Raw genomic sequence first — 22,102 nt, forward strand, 5'->3', positions numbered from 1 at the left:
TAGATGAGCGAATACTCGATTTTCACCTCCGAGTCCGTGTCCGAAGGGCACCCGGACAAGATCGCCGACCAGATCTCCGATGCGGTGCTGGATGCCATCATCGCCGAGGACAAGCACGCCCGCGTGGCCTGCGAAACCCTGGTCAAGACCGGTGTGGCGATCGTCGCCGGCGAAGTCACCACCAACGCCTGGGTCGATCTGGAACAGATCGTTCGCGACGTCATCATCGATATCGGCTATACCAGCTCGGAAGTCGGCTTCGACGGCGCCACCTGCGGTGTACTCAACATCATCGGCAAGCAGTCGGTGGACATCGCCCAGGGCGTCGACCGCTCCAAACCGGAAGACCAGGGCGCCGGCGACCAGGGCCTGATGTTCGGTTACGCCAGCAACGAGACCGACGTGCTGATGCCCGCGCCGATCTGCTTCTCCCACCGTCTGGTCGAGCGCCAGGCCGAAGCGCGCAAGAACGGCCTGCTGCCCTGGCTGCGTCCGGATGCCAAGAGCCAGGTCACCTGCCGCTACGAGGGCGGCAAGGTGGTGGGCATCGACGCCGTGGTGCTGTCCACCCAGCACAACCCGGAAGTGAAGCAGAACGACCTGCGCGAAGCGGTGATGGAGCTGATCGTCAAGCACTGCCTGCCCGCCGAACTGCTGCACAAGGACACCCAGTACCACATCAACCCCACCGGCCAGTTCGTGATCGGCGGCCCGGTGGGCGACTGCGGCCTGACCGGGCGCAAGATCATCGTCGACACCTACGGCGGCATGGCCCGTCACGGCGGCGGCGCCTTCTCCGGCAAGGACCCGTCCAAGGTCGACCGCTCGGCGGCCTACGCCGGGCGTTACGTGGCCAAGAACATCGTCGCCGCCGGCCTGGCCGAGCGCTGCGAAATCCAGGTCTCCTATGCCATCGGCGTGGCGTTGCCGACCTCGATCTCGATCAACACCTTCGGCACCCACAAGATCGCCGAAGAGAAGATCATCCAGCTGGTGCGCGACGTCTTCGACCTGCGCCCCTACGCCATCACCACCATGCTCGACCTGCTGCACCCGATGTACCAGGCCACCGCCGCCTACGGCCACTTCGGTCGCACCCCGATAGAAATGACGGTGGGCAGCGACACCTTCACCGCCTTCACCTGGGAAAAGACCGACAAGGCCGAGGCTCTGCGCGCTGCCGCAGGTCTGTAAGGCAGCGACAAGCGTAGGGTGGATGTCGCTTTTTACATTCACCTCGGCTCCGCTCGGTGGATCGCCACCCGGTGGATCGGTGAAGCATGATCCACCCTACAGCAGCAGAAAAAGCCCCGCTGGTGAAGACCGCGCGGGGCTTTTTGTTGGGCGTCAGTTCTTCAGCCGGTAACCGGTGCGGAAGATCCACCAGATCAACCCCAGGCACAGCGCGAGAAAGCCGAGGATCATCGCCAGGCTGATGCCGACGCCGATGTCCGAGACGCCGTAGAAGCTCCAGCGGAAGCCGCTGATCAGGTACACCACCGGATTGAACAGGGTGATCTTCTGCCACAGCGGCGGCAGCATCTCGATGGAATAGAAGCTGCCGCCGAGGAAGGCCAGCGGCATGACGATCAGCGACGGCACGATCTGCAGCTTTTCCCAACCATCGGCCCAGATGCCGATGATGAAGCCGAACAGGCAGAAGGTCACCGCCGTCAGCACCAGGAACAGCGCCATCAGCAGCGGGTGCTGGATTTCGTAATCGACGAACAGCCGTGCGGTGAGCAGGATGATCACGCCGAGGATGATCGACTTGGTCGCCGCCGCACCAACGTAGCCGATGACGATTTCCACATAGGACACCGGCGCCGACAGCACCTCGTAGATGGTCCCCGAATAGCGCGGCATATAGATGCCGAACGAGGCGTTGGAAATGCTCTCGGTGAGCAGCGCCATCATGATCAGGCCGGGAATGATGAAGGCGGCGTAGGGAATGCCGTGCATGGCTTCCATGCGTGCGCCGATGGCCGAGCCGAACACGACGAAATACAGCGACGTGGAAATCACCGGCGTGGCGATACTCTGCAACAGGGTGCGCCAGGTGCGGGCCAGCTCGAACAGATAGATGGCGCGGATCGCGTGGAAATTCATGTGCGGCTGCCCTTTACCAGACTGACGAAAATCTCTTCCAGCGAGCTCTGGCTCGACTGCAGATCCTTGAAGTCGATACCCCGCTCACCCAGGCACTTGAGCAGCTCGGCGATACCGGTGTGCTCATGCTGGGCGTCGAAGGTGTAGACCAGCTGCGTGCCATCGGTCGACAGCTCCAGCTGGAAAGTCTCAAGCTCAGCCGGCAGTGCGTCCAGCGGGCGCTGGAGGATCAGCGTGAGCTGCTTCTTGCCGAGCTTGTGCATGAGCACGTCCTTGTCTTCCACCAGAATGATCTCGCCCTTGCGGATCACACCGATGCGGTCGGCCATTTCCTCGGCTTCTTCGATGTAGTGGGTGGTGAGGATAATGGTCACCCCGCTCTCTCGCAGACCGCGCACCATCTCCCACATATCGCGGCGCAGTTCGACATCGACGCCGGCGGTCGGCTCATCGAGAAACAGAATCGACGGCTCATGGGACAGCGCCTTGGCGATCATCACCCGGCGTTTCATGCCGCCGGACAGGTCGAGGATGCGCGCATCGCGTTTGTCCCACAGCGAAAGGTCGCGAAGGACTTTTTCCAGATGCGCATCATCGGGTTTCTTGCCGAACAGCCCGCGGGAAAAGCGCACCGTCGCCCAGACGCTCTCGAAGCCTTCGTTGTACAGCTCCTGCGGCACCAGGCCGATCTTCGAGCGCGCCGCGCGGTAGTCGCGGACGATGTCATGGCCATCGACCAGCACCCGCCCACCGCCGGGATTGACGATGCCGCAGATGATGCTGATCAGCGTGGTCTTGCCGGCGCCGTTGGGGCCGAGCAGGGCGAAAATCTCGCCCTTGCGGATCTGCAGGTCGATGTTTTTCAGCGCCGGATGCCCGGTTGCATAGGTCTTGCTCAGCTGTTCGATGCTGATCACGGGTTGCACGGAATCGTCTCTCCAGAGGAATCGAGGCAGGATTGTATAGGCAAAGCGTGCGCGGCTTTCATACAGGCCATTTAGACACTGCTGACCACGATCATGGCCTGCTCCCGGCACTGCAGGCATGCTGAGCGAAACCCGGCGTTCGTGCCGGCGCACAAGGGAGGCCTGCCTGTAATGAAGCAGATAAAGCTCACCTTCGTGGCACTGCTCGTCGGTCTGACGCTGCTGTGGCTGCTGGTCGATGATTTCCTGCTGCCGCGTTACCACTTCTGGCCGATCCGCAAGATGCTGGTCGAATACAGCGGCGTACTGGCCATCGGCGTGATGAGCGTGGCGATGGTGCTGGCCGCGCGACCGGGCCGCTTCGAGCGCTTTTTCGACGGCCTCGACAAGACTTACCGGCTGCACAAATGGCTGGGCATCAGCGCTCTGGTGATCGGCACCTTTCACTGGGCCTGGGGGCAGATCCCGAAATGGCTGGTGGGTTTCGGCTGGCTGCAAAAGCCCGACAGGGGCGGCGCCCAGCAGCTCGAGGGATTTTTCGGCCTGCTGCGCAGCTTTCGCGGCACCGCCGAGGATATCGGCGAGTGGGCCTTCTATGCTGCGGCGATCCTGCTCGCGCTGGCGCTGATCAAGCGCTTCCCCTACCGCTGGTTCTTCAGGACCCACCGCTGGCTGGCACTGCTCTATCTGGCATTCGTGCTGCATTCGGTGGTGCTGACGCCGCCGGCCTACTGGAGTTCGCCGCTGGGCGTGGCGCTGATCGTCATGATGGTCGCGGGCAGCGTAGCCGCCTTTATTTCCCTGACACGTCGCATCGGTCGCAAGCATCAGGTGGTCGGTCGTATCGAAAGCCTGCCCCATCACCGCGACAACCACGTCCTGCGGGTCGAGATCATGCTCGATGGCGCCTGGCCCGGGCACAAGGCCGGGCAGTTCGCCTTCGTCACCTTCGACAGCAAGGAAGGCCCACATCCCTTCAGCCTGTCCTCGGCATGGCGCAATGACGGCAGGCTGGCGTTTTCCATCAAGGGCCTCGGCGATTACACCAGCACCCTGCCGCAAACCCTGCGCGAAGGTGATCCGGTCAAGGTTGAAGGCCCCTACGGCTGCTTCGACTTCTGCGGCGACAAGCCAGGGCAGATCTGGGTGGCTGGCGGCATCGGCATCGCGCCCTTTATCGGCCAGCTACAGGCGCTGGCCGACAGCGGCAACGAGGCCAATGTCGATCTTTTCTACAGTACCAGCGCCCCGGACAGCGGCTTCATCGAGCGCGTCCGGCGACTGGCCGAACAGGCCAGGGTACGCCTGCATGTGCTGGTGGCCAGCCAGGACGGACGCCTGACGCCCGACCGTCTGCGGCAGCTGGCGCCGCACTGGCAGGATTGCGATATCTGGTTCTGTGGCCCGACGGGCTTCGCCCGCGACCTGCGCAAGGACCTGCAACAGCGCGGCCTGGCAGCGGAGGATTTCCATCAGGAACTGTTCGATATGCGCTGACGCACAGTCAACCGCCACGAACGGAGTGACAATGGTTGCGGCTCGGCCTCGGCGCCGATGCATCCTCTAGCGGAGCAAGGACGCTCAGTATGAAAAAACCGATCGCACTAGCGCTATGTCTCGTTTCGCCCTTCTGTCTGGCCGCCTGCCCCGACTGGAGCGCCGGGCACGCGCAGCGGGAAATCCTCGACCTGCAGCAACGACTGGCCCTCTGGGACGAGGCCTATCACCAGCGCGGCCTGTCGCTGGTCGATGACGAGATCTATGACCAGAGCCGCGCCCGCCTGCACGACTGGCAGCGCTGCTTTCCCACTGGCGAGTATCCGCAGGCCGATCCGCTGGCCGGTGCCGCCGGCCCACTGAGCCACCCTGTCCGGCAGACCGGGCTGGCCAAGCTCGCTGACGAAGCTGCCGTGCGCGACTGGATCGAGCGGCGCACGGACCTGTGGATTCAACCCAAGGTCGATGGCGTGGCCGTCACTCTGATCTATCGCGATGGCCTGCTGCAACAGGCCATCAGTCGTGGCGACGGCGTCAGCGGCCAGGACTGGACCGCCAATGCCCGGCAACTGCTCGCGATCCCGCAACGACTGCCAGCTTCCGGCGAGGTGATCCTGCAGGGTGAACTCTACTGGCGACTGGAACACCATGTGCAGGCCGAGGCCGGTGGCAGCGGTGCGCGCAGCCAAGTCGCCGGCGCCATGGCGAGAAACCGCCTCGACACCCGCACTGCGGCGGCTATCGGCCTGTTCGTCTGGGACTGGCCCAACGGCCCGCAGGCCATGCCGGCCCGGCTCGAACGTCTCGCGGCACTTGGCTTTGCCGATAGCCAGCGCTTCACCCAGCCACTGGTGGACCTCGATCAGGCCCGGCACTGGCGCAACCACTGGTATCGCCAGCCGCTGCCCTTCGCCACCGACGGCGTGGTGCTGCGCCAGAGCCAGCGACCGCCCGCCGAACGCTGGCAGGCCGAACCGCACTGGGCCAGCGCCTGGAAGTATCCGCCGCGCAGCGCCCTGGCGCAGGTGCGCGCGGTAGAGTTTCGCATCGGTCGCAGCGGTCGGATCACGCCGCTGCTGCAACTCGAACCGGTACGGCTGGACGACCGCCGCATTCGCACGCTCAACCTGGGCTCGCTGAAACGCTGGCAGGCGCTGGACATTCGCCCCGGCGATCAGGTTTCCATCACGCTCTCCGGCCAGACCATCCCGCAACTGGACAGGGTGATCTGGCGCGCCAGCGAACGCCCCGACGTGATCGTGCCCGATCCGGTGCAATATCACCCGCACAGCTGCTGGCAACCCACGCCCAGCTGCGAGCAGCAGTTTCTCGCGCGGCTGAACTGGCTGAGCGGCAAGAAAGGCCTCGATCTGCCCGGTATCGGCGCCGGAAGCTGGCAGGCACTGCTGGACGCCGGACTGCTGCCCGACCTGCTCGCCTGGCTGGAGCTGGATGCAGACGCTTTGCAAAAAGTCGCCGGCATCGGCGAGACGCGAGCCGATGCCATGGCCAACAGCTTCACTCAGGCGCGCAACAGGCCGCTGGCGCAATGGCTGCAAGCCCTCGGCCTGCCGGCCAGCCTCGCACTCGACGCCACTGGCGACTGGCACGCCCTGGCCGCCCGCAACGCCGCCCAGTGGCAAGCCGAGCCCGGCATCGGAGCGACACGGGCGCGCCAGTTGCAGGCCTTCTTCAACGCCGAACAGCTGCAGCCGCTACGCGAACGTCTGCGTCAGGCAGGGATATCCGGCTTCTGAGGGACTTTCAGCCAAAGGTGCGGTCGATAGAAATCAGAGAACAATTATGGAGGCGAGGCATGTCATTCAGACATTGGCCGACTGCCCTGATACTCGCTTGTGCTGCCATCGGCCCGTTGCCGGCAATGGCCATCGAACCCGACACAACCTGTCACGAGCAGCGCCAGTCATTGCGCGAACAATTGCAGCAGGCGCGGCTGCAAGGCGACAGGCCACTGCAGAACCGGCTCGGCGCCGAACTGCAGGGCCTGGCCGAAGCGTGCAGCGGATTGACCTCCTTGCGCACGCCCCAGGTAGAGCGCCAGCAGACCATGCGCCAGGTCGAACGCCGCGAGACGCTGCTGCGCGAGGCACTGGGGACCGGCGATGCCCAGCTGATCGAACTGCGCCGCAACCAGCTGGCCAGGACGCGCGAAAAGCTCCAAACCCTGCGGCCCTGATGGCCGCCGATCAGTAGGCGCGGAATTCCTTGTGGCAGGCTTCGCAGGCATCCTCGACCCGTTGCAGCGTCGGCGCCACGCCCTCGGGCGTCGGCTCTGCGGCAGTGGTCACGGCAACCAGCGCGGCGGTATGGCTTTCCAGCTCGCGGGCCATTTCGTTGAAGCGCTCCTGGCGCTGCCAGACCTCGTCACGCGCATCGCTCTGCGCTTCCCTGGCCTCGGGATAGTGCTGCCAGGGCTGACGCGACAACTCGTCGAGACGGGCCGCACCGGCAACGAAGGCCTGCGAATCGAACGCCAGACGCCCCCGCAGCATGCCGCCCAGGTCTTCCTTGGTATCGAGCATCGCCTGATAGATCGCCTTGCGCTTACCCAAGGGAGAATCGGGATCGATGCGGTCACAACCGGCCAGCGCCAGCAATGCGACCAGCGGCAGAATCAACGACATCAGTTTCATGGTTCGACCACCCGGCAATACGAAAGCCGGCGATTATCCCTGCTGGCGCTCGATTCACCAACCTTGAAGCGTTTGCGGGCGTATTCTGGAGGGCCTACTGCGACCACTCGCCCCCAGCGCTTTCGCAATCGATCCGGGCCTGGGCGCGGTCGCTCGCTTCGTAGTGATAGGTCAGGATGCGCGCATCCTCCGGCACGGTCGTCGGCATCGGCGTATCCGTGGCCTGGCTGCCGGTGGCGCGTTCGTTGGCGAGGGTTTCCGGGGTGATGGCCGCCGTGCAGATACCGAAGTGACCAGACGGGCAGCTGTCACGTATCTCGCGGCGAGAGCTCTCGATCGCCTCGTTGTCCTGGCATACCCAGTCGATGGCGTCAGCATCCATGCCCTGATATTCAAAACACATTTCGGTGACCACGGGCGGCGGTATCGCGCCGGAGGTTTCGGCGCTCACATAACAGGAATTGGCAGCCGCCGGCAGGCTCAATACGGCGGCAATGGCAAGCAGGATGGATCGCAGCAGAGTCATTCTGGAAACTCCTGGGAAGGCGCCCGGTGGGGTTCACCGAACCTGTGCGGTTGACCGTCTTTACGATAGTCAAGTTCGACCACGGAACCACCCGTGCGGGATTGGCCGCAGCCGGTGGCGCAGTTATAATCGCCGCGCTTCACACCGCCGACGCTGTTCGGTCGTGCCCGCCACCCGTCCGAGGGGCGCTGCAGCAGGGCGAAAGCCTGTTTTGGATCTTGCAAACCTCGCGGCTGACCTGTCGCGCCGCGGCAGATCCAGATCAGGCTTCACCTGTCAGGCTCGGATGGGGCGTTAACCATACGCATCAACGGCGCCCATTCGCACAAAACGAATGGAGACTCTTCAATGAGTGCTGTCATGACGCCTGCCGGTTTCAACGATTACAAGGTCGCCGACATTTCCCTGGCCGCCTGGGGCCGCCGCGAGATCATCATCGCCGAATCGGAAATGCCCGCGCTGATGGGCCTGCGCCGCAAGTACGCCGCCGCACAACCGCTCAAGGGCGCGAAGATCCTCGGCTGCATCCACATGACCATCCAGACCGCCGTGCTGATCGAGACCCTCGTCGCGCTGGGGGCAGAGGTACGCTGGTCCTCGTGCAACATCTTCTCCACCCAGGATCAGGCCGCTGCCGCCATCGCCGCCGCCGGCATCCCGGTATTCGCCTGGAAGGGTGAGACCGAGGAAGAATACGAGTGGTGCATCGAGCAGACCATCCTCAAGGACGGCCAGCCGTGGGACGCCAACATGGTGCTGGACGACGGCGGCGACCTCACGCAGATCCTGCATGAGAAATTCCCGCAGGTGCTGGACCGGGTTCACGGCATCACCGAGGAAACCACCACCGGCGTGCACCGCCTGCTCGACATGCTCAAGGCCGGCAGCCTGAAAGTCCCGGCGATCAACGTCAACGACGCGGTGACCAAGAGCAAGAACGACAACAAGTACGGCTGCCGCCACAGCCTCAACGACGCCATCAAGCGCGGCACCGACCACCTGCTGTCGGGCAAGCAGGCGCTGGTGATCGGCTACGGCGACGTGGGCAAGGGCTCGGCGCAGTCGCTGCGTCAGGAAGGCATGATCGTCAAGGTCTCGGAAATCGACCCGATCTGCGCCATGCAGGCCTGCATGGACGGCTTCGAACTGGTCTCCCCCTACAACAACGGCATCAATGACGGCACCGACGCCTGCATCGACGCCGTGCTGCTGGGCCGGATCGACCTGATCGTCACCACCACCGGCAACGCCAACGTCTGCGACGCGGGCATGCTCAAGGCGCTGAAGAAGCGCGCCGTGGTCTGCAACATCGGTCACTTCGATAATGAAATCGATACGGCCTTCATGCGCAAGAACTGGGCATGGGAAGAGGTCAAGCCGCAGGTGCACAAGATCCACCGTACCGGCGCAGGCACCTTCGACCCGGCCAACGACGACTACCTGATCCTGCTGGCCGAAGGACGCCTGGTGAACCTGGGCAACGCCACCGGCCACCCGAGCCGCATCATGGACGGCTCCTTCGCCAACCAGGTGCTGGCGCAGATCTTCCTCTTCGAGCAGAAGTTCGCCGGCATGAGCGCAGAGCAGAAGGCCGCACGCCTGACCGTGGAAGTGTTGCCGAAGAAACTCGATGAGGAAGTGGCGCTGGAGATGGTCAAGGGCTTCGGTGGCGTCATCACCCAACTGACCCCGACCCAGGCCGACTACATTGGCGTGGCGGTCGAAGGACCATTCAAGCCGGATAGCTACCGCTACTAAGAGCCGCTGGAGGCTGGAGGCTGGAAAGCTGGACGAGAGGCGACACCGCGCTTCTTTTTCGTCCAGCTTCCAGCCTCAGCCTTCATCGATAAAAGGACGTCTCGGGCAGCACCTGCCCGACAACCCTGGATTCGTCATGAGCACACCCCAATCCCGCCCTTCAATCAGCTTCGAGTTCTTCCCCACCAAGACCGAAGCCGGGCATGAAAAACTGCTGGCCACCGCGCGGCGGCTGGCCGAATACAAGCCGGACTTCTTCTCCTGCACCTACGGCGCGGGCGGTTCGACCCGTGACCGCACCCTCAATACCGTGCTGCAGCTCGACGGCGAGATCAAGGTGCCCACAGCACCGCACCTGTCCTGCGTCGGCGACAGCAAAACCGAACTGCGCGAGTTGCTGAACACCTACAAGGACGCCGGCATCCGCCGCATCGTCGCGCTGCGCGGCGATCTGCCGTCCGGCATGGGCATGGCCAGCGGCGAGCTGCGCTACGCCAACGAGCTGGTCGAGTTCATCCGCGCCGAGACGGGCGATCACTTCCATATCGAAATCGCTGCCTACCCGGAGATGCATCCGCAGGCGCGCAACTTCGAGGATGATCTGCGCAACTTCGTGCGCAAGGCTCAAGCCGGTGCCGACAGTGCCATCACCCAGTACTTCTTCAACGCCGATTGCTACTTCTACTTCGTCGAGCGGGTGCGCAAGCTGGGTGTGGAAACACCGATCGTGCCGGGCATCATGCCGATCACCAATTACAGCAAGCTGGCACGCTTTTCCGATTCCTGCGGCGCGGAAATTCCGCGCTGGGTGCGCAAGCAACTGGAAGCCTATGGTGACGACATGGCCAGCATCCAGGCCTTCGGCACTCAGGTCATCAGCGAGATGTGCGAGAAGCTGCTTGCCGGCGGCGCGCCGGGTCTGCACTTCTACACCCTGAACCAGGCCGAGCCGAGTCTGGCGATCCGGGAAAACCTCAAGCTGACCCGTTGATTCACAGTGTCCTGCTCCAGCTCCTTGCAAAACAGGGGCTGGTCAATGAACCTGCGAACTGACACACTGTCCCACCAATGCGGCGTCGACAAGCTCTGTTATACTCCGCACTTCCGCCAGGCTTACGCCCGGATGCCAGCATCTCCCGATGCGGCAGGACCGGACGGGATCGCACGCCAGTCGCGATTCAAGCCAGGCATGACCATCCCAGGGCCTCGCCCTATACAAGACAGGATTACTCATGTCCTTTGCTTCCCTCGGTCTCTCCGAGGCTTTGGCCGGTGCCGTCGAGGCCGCCGGTTACACCCAGCCTACCCCCGTGCAACAGCGGGCCATTCCCGCCGTGTTGCAGGGCCGCGACCTGATGGTCGCCGCACAGACGGGAACCGGTAAAACCGGTGGTTTCGCCCTCCCCGTACTGGAAATTCTGTTCCCCGGCGGCCACCCCGACCGCGAACAGCGCCACGGCCCGCGCCAGCCGCGGGTACTGGTACTGACACCGACGCGCGAACTCGCCGCCCAGGTGCATGACAGCTTCAAACTCTACGCTCGCGACCTGCCGTTCAAGAGCGCGGTGATCTTCGGCGGCGTCGGCATGAACCCGCAGGTGCAGGCGCTGGCCAAGGGCGTCGACGTGCTGGTCGCCTGCCCCGGTCGACTGCTCGACCTGGCCAACCAGAAGGCCATCGATCTTTCCCACGTGGAAATCCTCGTTCTCGATGAAGCCGACCGCATGCTCGACATGGGCTTCATCCACGACGTCAAGAAGGTCCTGGCCAAGCTGCCGGCCAAGCGCCAGAACCTGCTGTTCTCGGCCACCTTCTCGAAAGACATCACCGATCTGGCCAGCAAGCTGCTGCATGAGCCGGAGCGCATCGAAGTGACGCCGCCGAACACCACGGTCGAGCGCATCGAGCAGCGCGTGTTCCGCCTGCAGGCTTCGCACAAGCGCGCCCTGCTGGCGCACCTGATCACCCAGGGCGCCTGGGAGCAGGTGCTGGTCTTCACCCGCACCAAGCATGGCGCCAACCGCCTGGCCGAGTACCTCGACAAGCACGGCCTGCCGGCTGCCGCCATTCATGGCAACAAGAGCCAGAACGCCCGCACCAAGGCACTGGCCGACTTCAAGGCCAACCAGGTACGCATTCTGGTCGCCACCGATATCGCCGCACGCGGCCTGGACATCGACCAGTTGCCCCACGTGGTCAACTTCGAGCTGCCCAACGTCGAAGAGGATTACGTGCACCGTATCGGTCGTACCGGCCGTGCCGGACGCAGCGGCGAGGCGATCTCGCTGGTCGCCCCCGACGAGGAGAAACTGCTCAAGGGCATCGAGCGCATGACCCGGCAGAGAATTCCGGATGGCGACCTGATGGGCTTCGACGCCAGCACTGTCGAAGCGGAGAAACCCGAAGTCCGCGAACCCCGCCAACCGCGCCCGGCGCGCAACAGCGAGCGCAAGCCGCGCGCCGCCAAGGCCCCGGAATCGAGTAGCGAACCGAAAGAACGCGAGCGCAAGCGCCGCAGTCGCAACAAGCCGAAAGCCTCGGCTCAGGGTTCGTCCGCACAGGGTGCCGCCACACCGATCAGCCGTCCGCCGCGCCTGCCCAGTGATCGTGATCCGGAAGTCTTTCTCGACGACGAACTGGACAACTTCGGCAACAGCGTCGATTACGTCAGCCCCTATCAGGGCAAGCAGGGCCGTGGTCGTCGCCCCGGCGCTCCGGCTCAGCCCGGCAACGCGCAGCCACGCGCAGCGGCAGGCCCTCGCGGTGCAGGCGCCTCGTCAGGCGGCGCCAATCAGGGCAAAGGCAAGCGCCAGGGCCAGGGCCAGGCCGCTCGTGGAGGCCAGCCAAGGCGCAAGAATGAAGGCCGCCGGATCGATGGTGATGGTGGCTCCCGCCAGGAAGCCATGGCGAAGCCGAAGGACAAACAGCCACTGATCATTCACAAGGAGTCGAAGATCGATCGTTTGCCCAGCCTCGATCAGCTCGATCAGCTACCTACGCGCCCACGCGGTGAGAAGCCGGCATTGCTGACGCGCAATCGCTGAGTCGGAACGCCAATGAAAACGCCACCCTCGGGTGGCGTTTTCATTTCCAGAACAGCAACCAGCTAAGTCTCAGCCTTCGCTACCGGCAACCGACTCGGCTTCGGGATCCCAGCCACCACCCAGCGCCTTGAACAGATCCACCTCACTGACCATTTGCGCCAAACGATCGCCGATGAACTGCTGCCGCACGCTGAACAGCTGGCGCTGGGCATCGAGCAAGGTCAGATAGCTGTCCACGCCGGTCCGATAACGCCATTCCGCCAGGCGGAAGTAGTCTTCGCTGGTTTCCAGCAGATCGCGTTGCGCCTGCACCTGCCTTGCATAGGTCGCCTGCGCAGCCAGGCCATCGGAGACTTCGCGGAAAGCGGTCTGGATGGCCGACTCGTATTGCGCCACCTGGATGTTGCGGCTGATCTCGGCGTAGTCCAGATTCGCCCGCAGCTGTCCGGCATTGAAGATCGGCACGCTGATCCTTGGCGAGAAGGTCCAGTAATCGGAGCCACTGTCGAACAGGCCGGACAGCTCGCTGCTGGCACTGCCCACGGCGCCCGTCAGGCTGATGCGCGGGAAGAACGCCGCCCTGGCCGCACCGATATTGGCATTGGCCGCACGCAGCTGGTGCTCGGCACGAATGATGTCGGGGCGTCGATAGAGCAGATCGGAAGGCAAACCGACCGGCAGATCCGCCAGCTGATCGCGCTCCAGCGCGCCGTCAGGTGACAGCTCGGGTTCGACATTCTGCCCCAGCAGTCGGCTCAGTGCGTTACGGTCCTGAGCCACCAGGCGCGTGTACTGCTCGATGCGCACGCGGGCGCTATCCACCGAGCTGCGAGCCTGACTCAGCTCAAGCGCCGAGGCGACGCCCACATCGAAACTGCGCTGGGTCAGCGCCAGGCTTTCCTCGAAAGTCTTGAGTGTATCGCGGCTGACCTGGAGCAGCGCCTGGTCGGCCTGCAGGGTCAACCAGGCGTTGGCGACGCTGGCAATCAGGCTGATGCGCGCGCTGCGTTGCGCCGCCTCGGTGGCGAAATACTCTTCCAGCGCCTGCTCGCGAAGGCTGCCCAGACGGCCGAACAGGTCCAGTTCCCAGGCCACACCGAGCGTCGCACTGTACTGACTACCGATATTGCTTTGGCCGGTCTGGTTGAGATCGCCGGGCGTACGGGTACGGCTGCCGGAGCCGTCGGCACTGATCGCCGGCAACAGATCGGCACGCTGAATACGGTACAGCGCGCGATAGGCCTCGACGTTGAGCGCAGCAACGCGCAGATCGCGGTTGTTTTCCAGTGCGACACCAATCAGCTGGCGCAGCTGCGGATCGCGGAAGAATCGCTGCCAGTCCAGATCCTGTGCCTGGCCCTGACTCGCGCTGCCTTGTGCATAGGCTTCGCCTTCGGGCCAGTTGGCCGCAGCAGGCGTATCCGGACGCTGATAGTCAGGAATCAGCGAGCAGCCGCCGAGTGCTGCCGCCAGCGCCAATGTCAGTACGGACTTGTTCATTGCGCATCTCCTTTCTGCTCGTCAGGAGCGGCCTTTTTGCGTTCCAGCGAAGACACCAGAACATAGAACAGCGGTACCCAGAAGATCACCAGCACGGTTGCGGTGATCATCCCGCCGATAACGCCGGTCCCGATGGCATGGGAGCTGCCTGCACCGGCGCCACTGGCCAATGCCAAGGGCACAACGCCCAGGGTGAAAGCCAGCGAGGTCATGACGATTGGGCGCAAGCGCATCCGGCAGGCCTGTACGGCAGCATCGAAGCGGCTCATGCCCTGCTCGTGCAGATCCTTGGCGAATTCCACGATAAGAATGGCGTTCTTCGCCGTCAGGCCGATTGTGGTCAGCAAGCCGACCTGGAAGAACACGTCATTGGACAGGCCACGGCCCATGGTCGCCAACAATGCACCGATGACACCGAGCGGCACGACCAGCATCACTGCGAAGGGGATCGACCAGCTTTCATAAAGCGCCGCCAGACAAAGAAATACCACCAGCAATGACAAGGCATAGAGCGCCGGCGCCTGATCACCGGAGAGCCGCTCCTCGTAGGACAGGCCCGTCCAGGAAATCCCCACGCCTGGCGGCAACTGCTGGGCAAGCTCTTCCACTACCGTCATGGCATCTCCTGAGCTGTAGCCCGGTGCTGCCTGCCCCATGATTTCCATCGCCGATACGCCGTTGTAACGCGACAGTTTGGGCGGACCATAGATCCACTCGCCGCTGGCGAAGGCGCTGAACGGCACCATTTCGCCCTGATCGTTGCGCACGAACCACTTGTTGAGGTCTTCCGGATTCATCCGCGCGCTGGCCTCGCCCTGCATATACACGCGCTTGACGCGACCACGATCGATGAAGTCGTTGACGTAGCTCGAACCCCAGCCAATCGACAGCGCATTATTGATTGCACTGTGGGAAAGCCCGAGCACTCTTGCCTTCTCGTCATCGATCAGCAATTTGTACTGCGGTTCGTCATTCAGGCCGTTGGGGCGTACGTCGGCGAGCATCGGATGCTGCCCGGCAAGGCCGAGAAACTGATTGCGCGCCGCCATCAGCGCATCATGACCAACGCCGGCCCGGTCCTGCAGGAAGAAGTTGAAGCCGGTGGCATTACCCAGTTCCATGACCGCAGGCGGGGCGAAGGCGAACACCATGGCATCACGGAAGGTGCCGAAGCGCTGTTGTGCACGCTGCGCCAGCGAGGCCACGTCCTGCCCTTCGGCGGTGCGCTCATCCCAGGGCTTGAGCCCGATAAAGGCCATCGCGGAATTCTGTCCACGCCCGGCGAAGTTGAAGCCGGTAATGGTGAACACCGAGTTGACCACGTCGCTCTCGTCCTTCAGCAGATACTCGCGCACGGCGTCGATGGTCTGCTGGGTGCGCTCCGCCGTCGAGCCGGCTGGCGTCTGAACCTGGGCAAACAGTACGCCCTGGTCCTCTTCGGGCAAGAACGAAGTGGGCAGTTTGGTGAACAGCAGCCCCATGGCGGCAACGATGATCACATACAGCAGAAGATAGGGAATCTTGCGCTTGAGCACGCTGCGCACGCCATTTTCATAGCGCCCGACACCTCGCTCGAAAGTGCGGTTGAACCAGCCGAAAAAGCCGCCTTTCTGGTGGTGCTGTCCCTTGGGAATCGGCTTGAGCATCGTTGCGCACAGCGCCGGAGTGAAGATCAGCGCCACCAGCACCGACAGCGTCATCGCCGAGGCGATGGTGATCGCGAACTGCCGATAGATGACCCCCGTGGAGCCACCAAAGAACGCCATGGGCACGAACACCGCCGACAGCACCAGGCCGATACCGACCAGTGCGCCCTGAATCTGCCCCATGGATTTGCGTGTCGCTTCCAGCGGCGACAGCCCTTCCTCGGCCATGACCCGCTCGACGTTCTCCACCACCACGATGGCATCATCCACCAGCAGTCCGATGGCCAGCACCATCGCGAACATCGTCAGGGTATTGATGCTGAAGCCGAATGCCGCGAGCACACCGAAAGTACCCAGCAGCACCACTGGCACCGCCAGCGTCGGAATCAGCGTGGCGCGGAAGTTCTGCAGGAACAGATACATCACCAGGAAAACCAGGACGATGGCCTCGAACAGGGTGTGGACCACACCGGTAATCGAGGCCGATACCACGGGCGAGGTGTCGTAGGGATAGACCACCTCCATGCCTGGCGGGAAGAAGGGTTCCAGCTCGGCAATGGTGGCGCGGACGGCCTTGGCCGTATTCAATGCATTGGCACCCGTTGCCAGCTTGATGCCAATCGCCGAGGCCGGCATGCCGTTGTACAGCGCACTGATGGCCGAGTTCTGTTCTGCCAGTGCAACCCTGGCGACATCACCCAGGCGCACCTGTGAGCCATCGCTGTTCACCTTGAGCAAAATGTCGCGGAACTGCTCGGGCGTTTGCAGCCGCGTTTTGCCAATGATGGTCGCACTGAGCTGCTGGCCCGGCACCGCCGGCAAGCCGCCAAACTGTCCCGCCGAAATCTGCACGTTCTGCGCGCGGATCGCCTCGGCAACATCCACGGGCGTCAGCGCATAATTGTTCAGTTTGGCCGGATCAAGCCAGATGCGCATGGCGTATTGCGAACCGAACACCTGGAAGTCGCCCACGCCGGCCGTCCGCGAAATGGGGTCCTGGATATTGGAAACAATGTAGTCCGACAGATCGCCGCGGGTCATGCTGCCATCGGTCGAAATCACGCCGAGCACCATGAGGAAGTTACGGACCGACTTGGTGACCCGAATGCCCTGCTGCTGGACTTCCTGGGGCAGCAACGGTGTGGCCAGCTGCAGCTTGTTCTGCACCTGGACCTGGGCGATATCCGGATCAGTGCCCTGCACGAAGGTCACGGTGATCGACATGCTGCCGTCGGAGTTGCTCTCCGAGGACATATAGCGAAAGCCGTCGATGCCGTTCAGTTGCTGCTCGATGACCTGCACCACGGTGTCCTGCACCGTCTGTGCGGATGCACCGGGGTAGCTGACCTGAATGCCGACTGCAGGCGGCGCAATACTGGGGTACTGATTGACCGGCAGGCCGAGAATGGACAGGCCGCCGGCCAGCATGATCACCAGGGCGATTACCCAAGCGAAAATGGGGCGGTCAATAAAGAATCTGGACATGGGGTGATTATCCTTGGCTCAGCCTTACTGGGCTTGTGGCTGGGCGGCGGCAACATTGCTGGCCGGAACGGGGTTGACCTCGACGCCCGGAGCAATGAACTGCAGCCCCTCGGTGATCAGGCGATCACCGGCATTGAGCCCTTCGGTCACCAGCCAGCGGTTGCCAACGGTACGCGCTGTCGTGACCTGACGCGCCTCGACCTTGTTTTCGGCATTGACCACCAGCGCGGTCGCCTGCCCGGTCGGGGTCCGTGTGATGCCCTGTTGGGGCGCCAGAATGGCTTCACTCTTTACCCCGGCGACCAGCCGTGCATGCACGAACATGCCGGGCATCAGCACCTTGTCCGGATTGGGGAAGACCGCACGCAGCACCACCGAGCCGGTTCCGGCATCCACCGATACTTCGGAGAACTCGAGCTTGCCCTCATGCTGGTAGGCGCTGCCGTCTTCGAGGGTCAAGGTCGCTTTCGCCGCGTTCTCGCCCGCTTTCTGCAGTCGCCCCTCGGCCAGATCACGGCGCAGTACGAGCAGGTCGCGCGCCGGCTGGGTGACATCGACGTAGATCGGATCCAGCTGCTGGATGATTGCCAGCTCTTGTGCCTGGCCACTACTGACCAGCGCACCTTCGGTGACGGCCGAGCGGCCAATTCGGCCTGAAATGGGTGCCAGTACCTTGGTGTAGCGCACATTGATCCGCGCACGCTCCAGATCTGCTTCTGCCTGCAGATTGGTCGCACGCGCTTCATCGTAGGCCTGCTTGCTTACCGCCTGTTCCTCTACGAGCAAGGCATAACGGTCAGCGAGGGACTTGGTCGAGGCCAGGCTGGCCTGGGCGCTCTTGTAGACCGCCTGGTAGACCGCATCATCGATCTGATACAGCTGCTGTCCCGCCTTGACGTCGCTGCCCTCAGTAAACAGGCGCTTCTGAATAATGCCATCAACCTGCGGACGCACCTCGGCAATGCGGAAGGGTTGGGCACGCCCTGGCAGCTCGGTGGTGAGCGCGAAAGGCTCGGCTTTCAGTGTCACGAAGCCAACCTGCGGCGCTTCCTGGGCTGCTGGCGCTGCGGCCTCGTCCTCCTGACAACCGACAAGCAGGGATGCGGCGAAAAGCGTGATCAGGGCAGCACTGGCTGGCTTGAGTGACATGAAGATGAACCTCGTTGGCGGACAGTGCCGGCGCAAGGCAGCGGCGGCAGACTCGAATGGCAGAATGGCGGAAATATACTTACATTCATCACTGTCTGTAAACAAATTATCGCTATATCCGCAGGGTCAGTTAGACGTCTTTTTGTGCGTACCCAAACGCAGAACGCCGGCTTGCGCCGGCGCCTGTGACAACCTCCGCTTACTGACGAACGCCTTCAACGGAGATGATCAGGTCTACGGTTTGCGAAGCCGGACCAAGATCCATCTTTATGTCGAAGTCCTTCAGTGTCAGCGTGGTCGTGCCTTCAAAGCCGGCGCGGTAACCACCCCAGGGGTCCTGACCTTCACCAATGAATTTCGCCGCGATCACTACAGGCTTGGTCACCCCATTGAGCGTCAGATCACCGGTAATATCGGCAGTACCCTCGCCGGTGGACTTGACTGCAGTCGACTTGAAGGTGGCCGTCGGGTGCTTGGCAACATTGAGGAAATCATCGCTGCGCAGGTGTTTGTCCCGCTCAGCATGGTTGGAGTCCAGGCTGGCGGTTTTCAGCGTCACCTCGACCTCGCTGGCTTCCGGCTGCGCCGCATCGAAGCTGAAGCTGCCGTCGAAATCCTTGAAGGTGCCGTACAGCCAGCTGTAGCCCAGGTGGCTGATCTTGAAATTGACGAAGGCATGCTGACCTTCCTTGTCGATCACATAGTCGGCGGCGACAGCCTGCCCGGCGAAGATCATTGAACCCAGGGCCAGGGCAGCGAAAGTTTTCTTGAGCATGGTGAACTCTCCTTTGTTTAGACGTGATCATCAGCGCGACCGAACATCCTTTTCAGGGTCGGATCGCGGTCAATGAAGTGGTGCTTGAGTGCCGCCAGAGCATGCAGACCGGATAAGATCAGCACCCCCCAGGCCAGGTACTCGTGCACCAGGCCTGCAGCATCCGCTTGATTTGGAATCGAGGTAATCAACGCCGGCACCTCGAACCAGCCAAACACACCGATGGCACGGCCATCGGCGGTGGAAATCAGGTAGCCGGAAATCATTAGAACAAACAGCCCCCCATAGAGCAGGCCGTGTCCAGCCTTGGTCGCCATGCGCGTCCTGCGGCCATGGCTGCGCAGAGGGGACGGGGCGGGGCTGACGAACCGCCAGATGACCCGCACCAGCATCAGGCCAAACAGCAGGATCCCGACGCTTTTGTGAATATCCGGGGCGGTGCGATACCAGCCGCTGTAATAGTTCAGCCCGACCATCCAGTAACCCAGCGCGAACAGGCCAACCACGGCAATCGAAACCAGCCAGTGCATAGCAATGCTGACAAGGCCATAGTTGTTTGAAGAATTTCGCCACTGCATCGATAAAGACCCGCGCAATTGATATTCGACAAGCCTAACGATTAACGGATCGGAGTAAGGCGTATTTTTTCGCTTCAAGGTATCGAAGAAGTTGATTGATCACCCGACGCCAGGGCCGGTGAGCCACTTTCTGCTAGGCTGCGCATCCCTGCCCGTTCGCACAAGGAGCGATGATGAGCCTGAACGACAGCTGGATGCAGCGTGACCTCTCCGTTCTCTGGCATCCCTGCACCCAGATGAAGGACCACGAACAGCTGCCGCTGATTCCCATTCGGCGTGGCGAGGGTGTCTGGCTGGAAGATTTCGACGGCAAGCGCTATATCGATGCCGTCAGCTCCTGGTGGGTCAATGTATTCGGCCATGCCAACCCGCGCATCAACCAGCGCATCAAGGACCAGCTCGATCAGCTCGAACACGTGATGCTCGCCGGCTTCAGCCATCAGCCGGTAATCGAATTGTCCGAGCGGCTGGTCGCGCTCACGCCTGCGGGGCTGGAACGGGTGTTTTATACCGACAACGGCTCGACCGGCATTGAGGTCGCGCTGAAGATGAGCTTTCACTACTGGCGCAACTGCGGCAGGTCGGCCAAACAGCGTTTCGTCACCCTGACCAACAGTTACCACGGCGAAACCGTCGCGGCGATGTCGGTGGGCGATGTCGCACTGTTCACCGATACCTACAAGCCGCTGTTGCTGGACACCTTCAAGGTGCCGAGCCCGGACTGCTACCTGCGCCCCGAAGGCGTGAGCTGGGAAGAACACTCGCGCACGATGTTCGCGCACATGGAACAGACCCTGGCCGAGCATCACGGGGAAATCGCCGCCGTGATCGTCGAACCGCTGATCCAGGGCGCGGGCGGCATGCGCATGTATCACCCGGTCTACCTCAAACTGCTGCGCGAGGCCTGCGATCGCTACGAGGTGCACCTGATTCATGACGAAATCGCCGTCGGCTTCGGGCGTACCGGGACGATGTTCGCCTGCGAACAGGCCGGCATCACCCCGGACTTCCTCTGCCTGTCCAAGGCCCTCACCGGCGGCTATCTGCCGATGGCGGCGGTATTAACGACGGACAGGCTCTACCAGGCGTTCTACGACGACTACTCGACCCTGCGCGCCTTCCTCCATTCGCACACCTACACCGGCAACCCGCTGGCTTGCGCGGCGGCACTGGCGACACTGGATATCTTCAAGCAGGACAAGGTGATCGAGGCGAACAAGGCGCTGGCCGCGCGCATGGCAACCGCCACCGCGCACCTGGCCGATCACCCGCAGGTGGCCGAAGTCAGGCAGACCGGCATGGCTGTCGCCATCGAGATGGTCGCCGACAAAGCGAGCAAGACGCCCTATCCGTGGCAGGAACGCCGCGGCCTCAAGGTCTACCAGCACGCCCTGCAACGCGGCGCCCTGCTGCGCCCGCTGGGCAGCGTGGTCTACTTCCTGCCGCCCTATACCATTACCGAGGAGCAGATCGACTTCCTCGCCGAAGTCGCCAGCGAAGGCATCGATATCGCCACCCGGGCAGCGGTCAGCGTGGCCATGACGCCGGGCGCGCCAGCGAACTTCCACGATCCGGGATAACAGCCGGGAACAGCGCTGAAGGCTGGACGAAAGGAAGCCAGGGTTGCACCATGCCGTCCTCGTCCAGCCTTCAGCCTCCAGCGGCTTTTTCGGTTCCCCCTATGCGCCTATCCCGCTTCTTTATCGACGCCCCGCTCTCCCTCGGCCAGCACGAACTGCCCGAAGCCCAGGCCCACTACATCGGTCGTGTCCTGCGTCTTGCGCCTGGCGCTGCCGTGCAGCTGTTCGACGGCAGTGGCCAGGAATACCAGGGCGAACTGGTCGAGGTGGGCAAGAAGCAGGTGCGTGTCGAGCTGCGCCAGCAACTGGCCGGCCTGCCCGAGTCGCGCCTGCGGATTCATCTCGGCCAGGGCCTGTCCCGAGGCGAGCGGATGGACTGGGCGATCCAGAAAGCCGTCGAACTGGGTGTTGCGGACATCACGCCGATCGTCAGCGAACGCTGCGAAGTGCGGCTGAAGGACGAGCGGGCCGACAAGCGCCTGGCCCACTGGCGCCAGATCGCCATCAGCGCCTGCGAGCAATGTGGACGCTCGGTCATCCCCGTGATCCACCCACCGACGCCTCTCGCGCAATGGCTCAGGGTTGAGGCCGCGCTGAAACTGGTCCTGCATCCTGTCGCCGAACCGCTGTCAGGCCATCAGCGCCCGGACTCACTGGCCTTTCTGATCGGCCCGGAAGGTGGTCTGACGCAGACCGAGGTGGAACAGGCGAAAAACCAAGGCTTCCACCCCGCCCGCCTCGGCCCGCGTGTACTGCGCACGGAGACCGCGCCGGTGGTCGCTCTGAGCGTGGCGCAGCAGTTATGGGGAGATTTCTGAGCCGCAAGCGTCAAGTGAACGCAAATGCAGGGGAATGTCGTTTTTTATATCACCTTG

18 protein-coding genes and 1 riboswitch are annotated in these 22,102 nt (G+C 63.0%); of the genes, 9 read left to right on the forward strand and 9 right to left on the reverse strand.

Annotation, left to right across the window (positions count from 1 at the left end; all coding sequences use genetic code 11):
• Window positions 1-3 precede the first annotated feature (3 nt).
• The gene (metK, locus tag ACYCFC_RS14515) at window positions 4-1,194 is read left to right on the forward strand and encodes a methionine adenosyltransferase (RefSeq protein WP_459652038.1); all 1,191 of its coding nucleotides are present in this window, start codon (window positions 4-6) and stop codon (window positions 1,192-1,194) included.
• A gap of 153 nt (window positions 1,195-1,347) precedes the next feature.
• On the opposite strand, the gene ACYCFC_RS14520 is transcribed toward metK, so the two are convergent.
• Window positions 1,348-2,109 carry an ABC transporter permease gene (locus tag ACYCFC_RS14520; RefSeq protein WP_459652039.1) on the reverse strand — a complete coding sequence of 254 codons (762 nt, stop codon included), beginning with the start codon at window positions 2,107-2,109 and terminating at the stop codon, window positions 1,348-1,350.
• On the reverse strand, window positions 2,106-3,035 hold the full coding sequence (locus ACYCFC_RS14525; protein ID WP_459652040.1) for an ABC transporter ATP-binding protein: 930 nt from the start codon (window positions 3,033-3,035) through the stop codon (window positions 2,106-2,108). Before ACYCFC_RS14525 ends, ACYCFC_RS14520 begins: the two co-directional genes overlap by 4 nt.
• Window positions 3,036-3,206: 171 nt before the next feature.
• Here ACYCFC_RS14525 and ACYCFC_RS14530 point away from each other — a divergent pair, with 171 nt between their 5' ends.
• The 3 genes from ACYCFC_RS14530 to ACYCFC_RS14540 all read left to right on the forward strand — a co-directional run bounded on the left by ACYCFC_RS14530 (window position 3,207) and on the right by ACYCFC_RS14540 (window position 6,729).
• Complete coding sequence (locus ACYCFC_RS14530) at window positions 3,207-4,532, forward strand: ferredoxin reductase family protein (protein ID WP_459652041.1); 1,326 nt, start codon at window positions 3,207-3,209, stop codon at window positions 4,530-4,532.
• 89 nt (window positions 4,533-4,621) lie between these two features.
• Entirely contained in the window at window positions 4,622-6,289 is a 1,668-nt protein-coding gene (ligB, locus tag ACYCFC_RS14535) for an NAD-dependent DNA ligase LigB (RefSeq protein ID WP_459652042.1), read from the forward strand.
• Window positions 6,290-6,348: 59 nt separating this feature from the next.
• On the forward strand, window positions 6,349-6,729 hold the full coding sequence (locus ACYCFC_RS14540; RefSeq protein WP_459652043.1) for a DUF1090 domain-containing protein: 381 nt from the start codon (window positions 6,349-6,351) through the stop codon (window positions 6,727-6,729).
• A gap of 10 nt (window positions 6,730-6,739) precedes the next feature.
• On the opposite strand, the gene ACYCFC_RS14545 is transcribed toward ACYCFC_RS14540, so the two are convergent.
• Window positions 6,740-7,186, reverse strand: coding sequence for a c-type cytochrome (locus tag ACYCFC_RS14545; protein ID WP_459652044.1), 447 nt, complete (start codon window positions 7,184-7,186; stop codon window positions 6,740-6,742).
• 94 nt (window positions 7,187-7,280) lie between these two features.
• The gene (locus tag ACYCFC_RS14550; protein WP_459652045.1) at window positions 7,281-7,712 is read right to left on the reverse strand and encodes a hypothetical protein; all 432 of its coding nucleotides are present in this window, start codon (window positions 7,710-7,712) and stop codon (window positions 7,281-7,283) included.
• A 174-nt stretch (window positions 7,713-7,886) separates the two neighbouring features.
• Window positions 7,887-8,038, forward strand: a riboswitch (S-adenosyl-L-homocysteine riboswitch).
• A gap of 22 nt (window positions 8,039-8,060) precedes the next feature.
• Here ACYCFC_RS14550 and ahcY point away from each other — a divergent pair.
• From ahcY to ACYCFC_RS14565, 3 genes are all read left to right on the forward strand, one after another.
• Window positions 8,061-9,470, forward strand: coding sequence for an adenosylhomocysteinase (ahcY, locus tag ACYCFC_RS14555; protein ID WP_459652046.1), 1,410 nt, complete (start codon window positions 8,061-8,063; stop codon window positions 9,468-9,470).
• A gap of 136 nt (window positions 9,471-9,606) precedes the next feature.
• Entirely contained in the window at window positions 9,607-10,461 is an 855-nt protein-coding gene (gene metF, locus ACYCFC_RS14560) for a methylenetetrahydrofolate reductase [NAD(P)H] (RefSeq protein WP_181083650.1), read from the forward strand.
• A gap of 241 nt (window positions 10,462-10,702) precedes the next feature.
• Window positions 10,703-12,514, forward strand: coding sequence for a DEAD/DEAH box helicase (locus ACYCFC_RS14565; protein ID WP_459652047.1), 1,812 nt, complete (start codon window positions 10,703-10,705; stop codon window positions 12,512-12,514).
• A gap of 69 nt (window positions 12,515-12,583) precedes the next feature.
• On the opposite strand, the gene ACYCFC_RS14570 is transcribed toward ACYCFC_RS14565, so the two are convergent.
• The 5 genes from ACYCFC_RS14570 to ACYCFC_RS14590 all read right to left on the reverse strand — a co-directional run bounded on the left by ACYCFC_RS14570 (window position 12,584) and on the right by ACYCFC_RS14590 (window position 19,647).
• Window positions 12,584-14,014, reverse strand: coding sequence for an AdeC/AdeK/OprM family multidrug efflux complex outer membrane factor (locus tag ACYCFC_RS14570; protein ID WP_459652048.1), 1,431 nt, complete (start codon window positions 14,012-14,014; stop codon window positions 12,584-12,586).
• A complete protein-coding gene (locus ACYCFC_RS14575) occupies window positions 14,011-17,145 on the reverse strand; it encodes an efflux RND transporter permease subunit (protein WP_459652049.1) in 3,135 nt (1,044 codons plus the stop codon). The genes ACYCFC_RS14570 and ACYCFC_RS14575 overlap by 4 nt, the downstream gene beginning before the upstream one ends.
• Before the next feature lie 24 nt (window positions 17,146-17,169).
• Entirely contained in the window at window positions 17,170-18,294 is a 1,125-nt protein-coding gene (locus ACYCFC_RS14580; RefSeq protein ID WP_459652050.1) for an efflux RND transporter periplasmic adaptor subunit, read from the reverse strand.
• 199 nt (window positions 18,295-18,493) lie between these two features.
• Complete coding sequence (locus ACYCFC_RS14585) at window positions 18,494-19,069, reverse strand: YceI family protein (protein ID WP_256053987.1); 576 nt, start codon at window positions 19,067-19,069, stop codon at window positions 18,494-18,496.
• Window positions 19,070-19,086: 17 nt separating this feature from the next.
• Window positions 19,087-19,647 carry a cytochrome b gene (locus ACYCFC_RS14590; RefSeq protein WP_459654003.1) on the reverse strand — a complete coding sequence of 187 codons (561 nt, stop codon included), beginning with the start codon at window positions 19,645-19,647 and terminating at the stop codon, window positions 19,087-19,089.
• A 173-nt stretch (window positions 19,648-19,820) separates the two neighbouring features.
• Between ACYCFC_RS14590 and ACYCFC_RS14595 the strand changes: the two genes are divergently transcribed.
• Entirely contained in the window at window positions 19,821-21,227 is a 1,407-nt protein-coding gene (locus tag ACYCFC_RS14595) for an adenosylmethionine--8-amino-7-oxononanoate transaminase (protein ID WP_459652051.1), read from the forward strand.
• Window positions 21,228-21,328: 101 nt separating this feature from the next.
• Entirely contained in the window at window positions 21,329-22,045 is a 717-nt protein-coding gene (locus tag ACYCFC_RS14600; RefSeq protein ID WP_459652052.1) for a 16S rRNA (uracil(1498)-N(3))-methyltransferase, read from the forward strand.
• Window positions 22,046-22,102: the final 57 nt, after the last annotated feature.

The sequence above is a fragment of the Stutzerimonas sp. NM35 genome, from assembly GCF_054604355.1.